This window comes from Micromonospora foliorum, from assembly GCF_022229015.1.
GTDB lineage: Bacteria > Actinomycetota > Actinomycetes > Mycobacteriales > Micromonosporaceae > Micromonospora > Micromonospora foliorum.
This window is the reverse complement of record NZ_JAKKFF010000173.1, coordinates 1-8,723: the sequence shown is the minus strand read 5'-3', so window position 1 is coordinate 8,723 and position 8,723 is coordinate 1. Positions and strand designations below refer to the sequence as shown.

The following is an 8,723-nucleotide window of genomic DNA, read 5'->3' as shown; positions in this document are numbered from 1 at the left end:
GGCGCGGGCGGGGGCACGGACGCGGGCGCGGGCACGGACACGGGCGGGGGCACGGACACGGGCGGGGTGGCTTAGTGGGGGTGGGTTTGGTGATGGGTGGCTAGGACGTCGGCGCCGAAGTCGCTGGCGGGGCGGCGCAGCACGGTGTGCGCGTGGTTGCCGTCCGCGGTGGTGTTGTCGTACTCGATCAGCAGGTCGTCGCCCTGCACCCGGTAGTAGTGCCGGCGACCGGGGTGGGTCGGGCCGGCCCAGGCGAAGTGCAGCGGGCCGGTGTCCAGTCGAGCCGCCTCCCGGATGGCCAGTTCGGGCGGCAGTCGGTCGAGGTAGAGGGCGACCACCTGGTTGAGCAGCGCGCGGCCGGTCGGTCCCAGGCGTTGCGCCGGTACGCCGAGCGGCTCCAGTGGCGCGTCGACCCGCCCGCGGGTGGCGCTGATGATGTCCGCCGGCGCCTCGTCGGCGATGATCGCGGCGGCCCGTTCGGCCGGGCCCAGCGCGTCGAGCAGGGCGCGGGCTAGGTCCTCCTCGACGCCGAGCGGGCGGGAGACGGGCCGGCCGGCGTAGCGGACCGCGGCCGGGTTGGCGCCGAAGAAGATCGGCGCGGGGGAGACCTGACCGTCGACCACGGTCATGTTCACCGACAGGTGGTGCCCTTCGAGTCGCCAGGCCCAGCGGTCGTCGCGCGCAGGGTCGCCGAACACGGCCACCCAGTAGTCGGCGCTGTGTCGCCCGCGCTGCCAGCCCTCGGCCCGGTCCAGCACCTCCTCCAGCGAGATGATCGCCATGGCCTGCGCGTACGCCGAGTGGCTGAGCGCGGTGGCCAGGAGCCGGTGCGCGGCCTTGCGGGCGGTGACGTCGAGCTCGGCGAGGCAGACGCCCGGTCGGGGTCGGGGCCGGTACTCCAGCCAGCGTCGGGCCGCCTCGTCGTCGAAGGAGTGCACGGCGCTCTCGCGGGCGGCGGGGTTGAGCGCGGTCAGCAGCGCAATGCTGGCGGCCCGCATCTGCTCCGGCAGAGGATCTTCCACCGACCCTGTATACCGGCCGGCCGTGCCGGTGTCAGCCGACGCGCAGCAGCGCCGTCATCTCGGGCAGGTCGAAGAAGTTCGCGGTCTCGACGGCCGAGGGGTTGCCGTGTGCCGGATCCGCGCCGGCGGCGAGGAGGGCGCGGACCGCTTCGGTGCTGCTGCGGAAGACCGCCGCGGCCAACGCGGTCTGCCCCCGGTCGTTGGCCCGGGAGTGGTCGGCGCCGCGACTGAGCAGGGCGGCCACCGTGTCCGGGTGGGCGTGGTACGCGGCCAGGATGAGCAGCGTGTCGCCCTTGTCGTTGGTGAGGTTGACCGGCAGACCGGCGTCGAGCTGCGCCGCCAGCTCGTCGGTGGCGCCGGCTCGGGCCAGGTCGAACATCCGGTGCGCGAACGCCAGCGTCTCGGCGTCAAGGTCCTCGGTCACCGGTCCAGGATAGGGCGTGTCTCCCGGATCTTCGCCGGCCTACGACGGGCCCGGACGACGCCCGGCGGCGTTGGCTGGACGTCCGGATACAACACCGGTATCCGGACGCCCAGCCGCCTTGCCGGATCGCCGTCGGGGCCTCGTCTCGGCTCGACGAGATCCGGGAGACACGCCCTAGCCACACCGGTCCTGATAGGTTGCTCGGCCGGCGCGCTGGGGGAGGGGCCCGATGGGTGAGACGGTGTACGTGGGCAACGCGGGCGTCGACGGCGCCACCAACGCCGGTTGGCTGCTCGGGCACTTCGCGCCGCCGGGGGAGATCCGGCACAGCACCGACGTCGAGGTGAAGTGGGGCGTGCATCCACCCGGGGAGGCCCGGTCGCGGTGGGCGACCGGCGAGGTGCGGACCACTCTGCTCGTCCTCGTCGAGGGGTGTTTCCGGGTGGAGTTGCCGGACCGGACGGTACGGCTGGCCGCGCCGGGCGACTACGTGGTGTGGGCCCGGGGGGTGGACCACTCCTGGTTCGCCGAGCGCGCGTCGGTGGTGTTGACCGTGCGCTGGCCGTCGCTGCCGGGCTACCGGGCGGACCCGCCGGTGCTGCGCTGATCGACCCGTACGGCTGACCTGCGTCCCAACAGGCGGAATTACCTACTAAACCTATAGGCTTTGCCGTCTAGAGTACGAGAGCACCCCGCCGAACGACCCGCGAGGAACCGTCATGACGCACCACCGTCCGGAGCCCGACCTGCTCACCGTTGCCGCCGGTTGGGCCGACCCGGCCGGCTGGCCGGTCGCGCTGCGTTTCGACCTGGCCGAGCGCTGGTACGCCCGCCTCGCCGTCAGCGACCAGCACGAGGTGTGGGCGCTGAGCTGGCTGCCCGGGCAGGGCACCGACCTACACGACCACGGCGGCTCCTCCGGCGCGTTCCGGGTGGTCAGCGGCACGCTCACCGAGGAGACGGTGAGCGCCGGCCGACTCCGTCCCCGACTGCTGCCCGCCGGCGCCGGCCGCCGCTTCGGCCCCCGGCACGTGCACCAGGTGACCAACCGGGGCGCGGAGCCGGCGGTCAGCGTGCACGTCTACCGGCCGGCGCTGCTGCGGATGACCCGCTACCACCTCCTGGACGGGCGACTGCGGGTCGCCGAGGTCGCCGAGGCCGGCCGGTCCTGGTAGCCGCCCGCACCGAGATCCCCTGTCACCGGAAGGAACCGAGAGATGCAGATAACCGCCGAGCACTGTCCCGCCCCCGTGCCGCCGCCGGGCTCCCGGGGCATCGACGAGATCCTGGCCGCCGCGCGAGCCCGGCTGCACCGGCTGGACCCGGAGCGGGCGCACCTGGCGTACCGGGCCGGAGCGCTGCTTGTCGACATCCGCCCGGCCGCGCAGCGGGCCGCGCACGGCGTGGTGCCGGGCTCGCTCATCGTCGAGCGCAACGTGCTGGAGTGGCGCTTCGACCCGCGCTGCCCGGCCCGGCTGCCGCAGGCCGTCGACTACGACGTACCGGTGATGGTCCTTTGCCAGGAGGGCTACACCTCGTCACTGGCCGCCGCCGCGTTGCAGGACGTCGGCCTGCACCGGGCCACCGACGTGGTCGGTGGGTTCGCGGCCTGGCGGATCGCCGGGCTGCCGGCCCTCGGCCCGACCCCCCTGCACCACCCCTCTCCCCTCGCGTCCCCGGTCAACGCCGGCTGGGCGCGCCACTGACCGTCACGCCACACCCGGCGTGGCGGGCGTACCGCCACTCAGGAGGCACCATGTCCGTCGTCGCCATCCCCACGCGCCGCCACCCGGGGGTGCGCCCGGCCCGTCCGCGCACCAGCCCGACCCTGACCATCACCCTCGACCTCGTCCCCGGGCCGCTGAGCCCCCGGCTGGCCCGGCTGGTGGAGCTGCTCGGCGAGCTGGCCGAATCGGGAGAGGGCCAACTGCGTGCCGTGGAGGACACCGCGTCGGCGCCGCGACCGGCCCCACGCCCCACCGCCGCCGAGCCGCCCGCGGCGGCGGCGGACCACGTCCGCATCCTGGCCGGCTCGCGGATGGTCCGCCAGGGCGACCGGGTCATTCCGCTGACCCGCATCGAGTACGAGCTGCTGCTGTTCCTGGCCGAGCGGCCCCGCCGGGTCTTCACCCGCCTGCAACTGCTCTCCAGCGTCTGGGGCTACGAGCACGCGGTGGCCCGGACGGTTGACGTGCACGTCCGCCGGCTGCGCGCCAAGCTGGCCGGCTCGGAGGTGGTCACCACCGTCTACGGGGTCGGTTACCGGCTGGCCGACGAGGCCCCGATCAGCGTGGATCACAGCAGCTGAGCCGGGGTCCGGCGGCCATGTGACCGGCCTGGTGAACCGGTCGGGGACCCCCGTATCGGGGCAACTCGACGACTCTGCTGTAATCATCAGGCCTCGTACGCAGAGCGAGCATCTGGCTCCGATGTGTTCGTCAATTGTCACATTCATGCAACGCAGCCGCCTCTTGACCCTCACCCAGGCGCCGGGAAGCATCGATGAAGCGGCGTCCCGGGCCGTGGGGAGATACCCGGACCAGCCCAAGGAGGACCATGTCGGTCAGCCCCGCCTCGTCGCGCGCCGGATGGCATACGTCCCAACCCGCGGTGCCCGGTCGACCTCCCGGCGGCCAGCGTCGCCCGGCGAACACCGCCGCGCCCGTGCTCACCGTGACGCTCTCCATCCCGCTGGCCTGTGAGGAGTCGCTGACCCCGGCGGCACGTCGGCTGCTGGAGGCCGCTCGCGAGATGCTGGAGCGGGGCGAGGGTGTGATCATCGGCTCGGTCCCGGCCGAACGGCGCCCCGACCAGGCGCCGACCGGCCGGTCGCCGGCCCGCCCGATCAGCCCGACCATTCCCGCCCTGCACATCCTCGCCTCGTCGCGCTCGGTGCTGCGCGACGAGGAGCCGTTGCCGCTGACCCGGCTGGAGTTCGACCTGCTGCTGCACCTGGTCGCGCACCCGCGTCGGGTGTTCACCCGGTTGCAACTGCTCAACGCCGTCTGGGGCTACGAGCACGCCGGCGTGCGCACCGTGGACGTGCACGTGCGTCGGCTGCGGGGCAAGGTCGGCGTGGACGTCCCGCTGGTCACCACCGTCTACGGCGTGGGCTACCGGCTGGCCGACGACGCCCGGGTCACCATCGACCGCAGCGGCTGACCGGCGTCGTCGACGCGTCCGGCGCGGGGCAGGATGGTCCGGTGCGTATCCGTCCCATCTCGCCCGACCTGCTCGTCACCGAGCTGACCGGTCGGCTGGTCGACGCGGCGACCCACGCCGCGAGCGCCGCCGACGGGCCCGCGCGGCTGCGGGTGGCCGTGGACGGCGCCCCCGCCGCCGGCGTCGACGAACTGGCCGCGGCGCTCGTCGACCCGCTGCGCGCCCAGGGCCACCCGGTGCTGCACGTCCGCGCCACCGACTTCCTCCGCCCCGCGTCGCTCCGCTTCGAGCTGGGCCGCACCAACCCGGACTCCTTCTACGAGGGCTGGGTCGACGAGGCCGGACTACGCCGGGAGGTGCTCGACCCGGCCGGTCCGGGCGGCAGCGGCCGGCTCCTCCCGTCGCTCTGGGACGCCGACGCCGACCGGGCCAGCCGCGCCCGCTACGTCGACCTGGCACCCGGTGGTGTCGTCCTGGTCAGCGGCTCGCTGCTGCTCGGCGGCGCTCTGCCCTTCGACGTGACCGTCCACCTGGAGCTGTCGTCGGCGGCGCTGCGCCGACGGACCGAACCGGCCCAGCAGTGGGCGCTGCCGGCCTTCGACCGGTACGCCGAGGAGGTCGTCCCGGCGAGCTTCGCCGACGTCGTGGTACGCGCCGACGACCCCCGCCGACCGGCGCTCGTGGAGCCCGGCGGGAACGACTGACGACAACCAAGAATTTGTCGGTTTGCGCGGCTGATCCGGCGGGTACTCGCCCGGCTCACAGAGCGCGGGTGATCGCCCGCGTACCGAACGCGACCGTGACCGGGGCCCCGCGCCGCCGGCACCCGGTTCACCTTGAGCCACAGGCCCAGGAAAGGCAGGCAGCGATGCTCGTCCACGACACGGTCGGTACGACCCGGTCCCAGACGGAGATCGATCAGATCCGACAGTCGCTCCAGGCGCGCTACGACGAGCTGACCGCGGAGTACGACCAGGCGGTGCTCCAGAGCCAGGTGCTGCGGCTGGTGGAGGTCGGCGACACCGCCGGCGACGACCAGGCCGACAGCGGCACCAAGACGGCCGAGCGGGACACCGCCCAGTCCCTGCTGCGCACCATCCTCGACCGCCGTGGCCAGTACGAGCACGCGCTGGGCCGGCTCGAGGAGGGCACCTACGGCTGGTGCGAGGGCTGCTCGGCGGCGATCCCGGTGGAGCGGCTGGAGATCTTCCCGTCCGCCACCACGTGCGTGACGTGCAAGCAGACTCGCGAGCGGCGGGCGGCCTGAGCCACGCCAGCGGTTGCCGGTCGGTCCGCGACGCGATGGACTTCCACCATGGGTGACATCCTGGTGGGCACCGCGTCCTGGACCGACCGCACACTGCTGGACTCGGGGTGGTATCCGCAGACCGCCGACACCCCGGAGAAACGGCTGGCCTACTACGCCCGGCAGTTCCCGCTGGTCGAAGTGGACGCCACCTACTACTCGCCGCCCGCCGAGGCGACCGCCCGGCTGTGGGCCGAGCGCACCCCGGCCGGCTTCACCTTCAACATCAAGGCGTTCAGCCTGCTGACCGGGCACCCCACCCGGGTCAGCGCGCTCTACAAGGACCTGCGCCCGGAGACCGACAAGAAGAACGTCTACCCCGACGACCTGCCCGCGCAGTCGTACGAGGAGGTGTGGACGCGCTTCCTGTCCGCGCTGGACCCGCTGGTCGAGGCCGGCAAGCTGGGCGCGCTGCTGTTCCAGTTCCCGCCCTGGTTCACCATCAAGCGGGCCAACAAGCAGTACCTGCTGGAGGTGGCGAAGCGCTGCGCGCCGCTGCGCCCGGTGTACGAGTTCCGGCACGCCTCCTGGTTCGACGGCGACAACGCCGACGAGACCCTGGCCTTCCTGCGCGAACACAAACTCCCGTACGTCTGCGTGGACATGCCGCAGGGCCACCGCTCGTCGCTGCCCCCGGTGCTGGCCGCCACCGCGGACCTCGCGGTCATGCGCTTCCACGGGCACAGCGACAAGTGGACCAGCAAGGACATCCACGAGAAGTTCGGCTACCACTACTCCAAGCGGGAGTTGGCCGACTGGGCGCCGAAGCTGCGCGAGCTGGCCGACGAGGCCGGGCAGACCCACGTCCTCATGAACAATTGTTACCGCGACTACGCGCAGACCAACGCGAAGACCCTCGCGGGCCTCCTCGACGGCGACTGACCTCACCCGATCCGGGTGGGGCCGCCTCACCCGCTCCGCAGGGATGGTGGACGTGGTGGGTTCGGCCGCCCGTGGACGGCCGACGCCGGAGACGACACGGAGGTGACGGGGATGACGGTTCGATTGGTGACGGATCGACGGCGTGGTGCCGTCCTGCACGTGGTCGGTACGGCCGACAACGCCCGGCGCGCCCCGCAGGGCAGCCCGGTGCGGGCCCGCCGTGGCCCGGTGGGGCCGCCGCGCCGCGCCGACGACCGACGGTGGGACAGCACGGAACGGGGGTCGACCGATGGCTGACACGATGATCTCAGCGTTCGAGTCCTCGCTGGACAAGACGAACCTCATTCTCAAGGACATCGAGAACGCCTACGGCTGGCCGAAGGATCGGCGTAACCAGTCGTACGCGGCCCTGCGCACGGTGCTGCACCTGCTGCGCGACCGGCTGCCGGTGAACGAGAGCGTGGAGTTCGCCCAGCAGTTGCCGGTGCTGGTCCGGGGGATCTACTTCGACGGCTGGGTGCCGTCCGACGTGCCGATCAAGCTCAACCGCGACGACTTCCTCTACGAGGTCCGGCAGGGCTTCCCGTACGACGCGGAGGGTGGCGCGGAGCGGGTGACGCAGGTGGTGCTGGACACGCTGCGCCGTCACGTCACCCAGGGTGAGTGGCAGGACGTGAAGGACACCATGCCCAAGGACCTGGCCATGATGATGCCGTGACGGCCTGACACCGTGAGCCCGCCCGACCGCTGTCGGGCGGGCTCAGTCGTCGGCGCCGGCCGCCTCCGCGGCGGTGGGCACCCGCGACACCGGGTGCCCGGCCCGACGGGCCAGCGCGGCGAACGCGACAGCGTCCACGATCGCGGCGCCGCCCGGGTCGTTGTTGACATACACGTACGCCGGCTCGTCCGCGCCGAAGGCGTCGGTCAGCCGGCCCACCCAGGACCGCAGCGCGGCCCGACCGTAGCGGGGCCACGGCCGCGCCCGCCCCTCGTGCAGCCGCAGGTAGCCGAAGTCGGTGGTGCGCCAGCGGGGGGCGACCGGGCGTCCCAGCCGGTCCGCCCAGACCAGCGCGGCCCGACGCCGTTCCAGCACCGCCCGGGTGTCGTCGGTCCACCAGGAGGGGTGCCGCGGCTCGACCGCGACCCGCACCTCCGCCGGGAACAGTCGCAGCGTCGCGTCCAGCGCCTCGACGTCCGCCCGCAGGTTCGGTGGCAGTTGCAGCAGCACCGGGCCGAGCCGGTCACCGAGGGCGGTGGCGCGGCCGAGGAACCGGGCCACCGGCTCCGCCGGGTCGCGGAGCCGCTTGATGTGGGTGAGGTAGCGGCTCATCTTCACCGCCACGCAGAAGTCCGCCGGGGTCCGGGCCCGCCAGGCGGCGAAGGTGTCCCGCTCGGGCAGCCGGTAGAAGGCGTTGTTCACCTCGACCGTGGCGAACCCGGCCGCGAAGTGCTCCAGCCACAGCCGCTGCGGCAGCCGCTGCGGGTAGAAGCGGCCCCGCCAGTCCTTGTACTGCCAGCCGGACGTGCCCACCAGGATCACCACCCCATCCTGGCACTCTCCGCCGCCGCTCGCGAACTGCCCGTGTCGCCCCGGTTCGGCGTCTACGGTGAGGGTTAGAGAAGATCGCGCGTGGGGTACCACCCGCAGCACGACGGACCCCGGCGCACGGCGGGGCGGCACACCCGAGGGAGTACCGATGGCACTCAACGATGACGACATGCAGACCACTGGCGGCGGCGGCGTGGAGGGCCCGGCCGACGGTGGCGCGACCCCCGGTCAGCACGACGGTGGTGCCGATGGCGGCGCGGAGGGCCCCGCTGACGGCGGTGCCACTCCGGGCCAGCACGACGGTGGCGCCGACGGCAGCGCGGAGGGTCCCGCTGACGGCGGTGCCACTCCCGGTCAGCACGACGGTGGCGCCGACGG

At 73.2% G+C, this 8,723-nt stretch carries 14 protein-coding genes; 11 read left to right on the top strand and 3 right to left on the bottom strand.

Annotated features, from left to right (window positions below; all coding sequences use genetic code 11):
- Nucleotides 1–71 precede the first annotated feature (71 nt).
- Together PSH25_RS14195 and PSH25_RS14190 are read right to left on the bottom strand one after the other, a co-directional pair.
- Nucleotides 72–1,022: a DUF3500 domain-containing protein gene (locus PSH25_RS14195; RefSeq protein WP_238659543.1), complete on the bottom strand. Its 951-nt coding sequence runs from the start codon at nt 1,020–1,022 to the stop codon at nt 72–74.
- Between the two features lie 31 nt (nt 1,023–1,053).
- Complete coding sequence (locus tag PSH25_RS14190) at nt 1,054–1,401, bottom strand: ankyrin repeat domain-containing protein (protein WP_274527450.1); 348 nt, start codon at nt 1,399–1,401, stop codon at nt 1,054–1,056.
- A gap of 274 nt (nt 1,402–1,675) precedes the next feature.
- Here PSH25_RS14190 and PSH25_RS14185 point away from each other — a divergent pair, with 274 nt between their 5' ends.
- From PSH25_RS14185 to PSH25_RS14140, 10 genes are all read left to right on the top strand, one after another.
- Nucleotides 1,676–2,053 (top strand): signal peptidase I, encoded by a 378-nt coding sequence (locus PSH25_RS14185; protein WP_091408370.1) that lies wholly within the window; start codon nt 1,676–1,678, stop codon nt 2,051–2,053.
- A gap of 112 nt (nt 2,054–2,165) precedes the next feature.
- Nucleotides 2,166–2,621 (top strand): cysteine dioxygenase, encoded by a 456-nt coding sequence (locus tag PSH25_RS14180; protein WP_238659541.1) that lies wholly within the window; start codon nt 2,166–2,168, stop codon nt 2,619–2,621.
- Between the two features lie 42 nt (nt 2,622–2,663).
- Nucleotides 2,664–3,152 (top strand): rhodanese-like domain-containing protein, encoded by a 489-nt coding sequence (locus tag PSH25_RS14175; RefSeq protein ID WP_238659540.1) that lies wholly within the window; start codon nt 2,664–2,666, stop codon nt 3,150–3,152.
- Nucleotides 3,153–3,202: 50 nt separating this feature from the next.
- A complete protein-coding gene (locus PSH25_RS14170) occupies nt 3,203–3,754 on the top strand; it encodes a winged helix-turn-helix domain-containing protein (RefSeq protein WP_238659539.1) in 552 nt (183 codons plus the stop codon).
- A 248-nt stretch (nt 3,755–4,002) separates the two neighbouring features.
- On the top strand, nt 4,003–4,608 hold the full coding sequence (locus tag PSH25_RS14165; RefSeq protein ID WP_238659538.1) for a winged helix-turn-helix domain-containing protein: 606 nt from the start codon (nt 4,003–4,005) through the stop codon (nt 4,606–4,608).
- Between the two features lie 41 nt (nt 4,609–4,649).
- On the top strand, nt 4,650–5,312 hold the full coding sequence (locus PSH25_RS14160) for a nucleoside/nucleotide kinase family protein (RefSeq protein WP_238659537.1): 663 nt from the start codon (nt 4,650–4,652) through the stop codon (nt 5,310–5,312).
- Nucleotides 5,313–5,476: 164 nt separating this feature from the next.
- Entirely contained in the window at nt 5,477–5,875 is a 399-nt protein-coding gene (locus PSH25_RS14155) for a TraR/DksA family transcriptional regulator (protein ID WP_238659536.1), read from the top strand.
- A gap of 48 nt (nt 5,876–5,923) precedes the next feature.
- Nucleotides 5,924–6,796, top strand: coding sequence for a DUF72 domain-containing protein (locus tag PSH25_RS14150; protein WP_238659535.1), 873 nt, complete (start codon nt 5,924–5,926; stop codon nt 6,794–6,796).
- Nucleotides 6,797–6,907: 111 nt separating this feature from the next.
- Nucleotides 6,908–7,093 (top strand): hypothetical protein, encoded by a 186-nt coding sequence (locus PSH25_RS14145; RefSeq protein WP_238659534.1) that lies wholly within the window; start codon nt 6,908–6,910, stop codon nt 7,091–7,093.
- Nucleotides 7,086–7,514, top strand: a complete 429-nt coding sequence (locus PSH25_RS14140; RefSeq protein ID WP_238659533.1) for a DUF2267 domain-containing protein — start codon at nt 7,086–7,088, stop codon at nt 7,512–7,514. The genes PSH25_RS14145 and PSH25_RS14140 overlap by 8 nt, the downstream gene beginning before the upstream one ends.
- 42 nt (nt 7,515–7,556) lie before the next feature.
- Here PSH25_RS14140 and PSH25_RS14135 read toward each other — a convergent pair whose 3' ends face one another.
- Nucleotides 7,557–8,336, bottom strand: a complete 780-nt coding sequence (locus PSH25_RS14135; protein ID WP_238659532.1) for a DUF72 domain-containing protein — start codon at nt 8,334–8,336, stop codon at nt 7,557–7,559.
- A gap of 157 nt (nt 8,337–8,493) precedes the next feature.
- On the opposite strand from PSH25_RS14135, the gene PSH25_RS14130 reads away from it, so the two are divergent.
- Nucleotides 8,494–8,723 (top strand): hypothetical protein (locus PSH25_RS14130; RefSeq protein ID WP_238659531.1); only part of this gene is annotated, 230 nt, incomplete at its 3' end.

Bases quoted from the DNA above. Each gene is read 5' to 3' on its own strand.
- PSH25_RS14190 (WP_274527450.1), bottom strand. From the start codon at position 1,401: ATGTTCGACCTGGCCCGAGCCGGCGCCACCGACGAGCTGGCGGCGCAG.
- PSH25_RS14185 (WP_091408370.1), top strand. From the start codon at position 1,676: ATGGGTGAGACGGTGTACGTGGGCAACGCGGGCGTCGACGGCGCCACC.
- PSH25_RS14180 (WP_238659541.1), top strand. From the start codon at position 2,166: ATGACGCACCACCGTCCGGAGCCCGACCTGCTCACCGTTGCCGCCGGT.
- PSH25_RS14175 (WP_238659540.1), top strand. From the start codon at position 2,664: ATGCAGATAACCGCCGAGCACTGTCCCGCCCCCGTGCCGCCGCCGGGC.
- PSH25_RS14170 (WP_238659539.1), top strand. From the start codon at position 3,203: ATGTCCGTCGTCGCCATCCCCACGCGCCGCCACCCGGGGGTGCGCCCG.
- PSH25_RS14165 (WP_238659538.1), top strand. From the start codon at position 4,003: ATGTCGGTCAGCCCCGCCTCGTCGCGCGCCGGATGGCATACGTCCCAA.
- PSH25_RS14155 (WP_238659536.1), top strand. From the start codon at position 5,477: ATGCTCGTCCACGACACGGTCGGTACGACCCGGTCCCAGACGGAGATC.
- PSH25_RS14150 (WP_238659535.1), top strand. From the start codon at position 5,924: ATGGGTGACATCCTGGTGGGCACCGCGTCCTGGACCGACCGCACACTG.
- PSH25_RS14145 (WP_238659534.1), top strand. From the start codon at position 6,908: ATGACGGTTCGATTGGTGACGGATCGACGGCGTGGTGCCGTCCTGCAC.
- PSH25_RS14140 (WP_238659533.1), top strand. From the start codon at position 7,086: ATGGCTGACACGATGATCTCAGCGTTCGAGTCCTCGCTGGACAAGACG.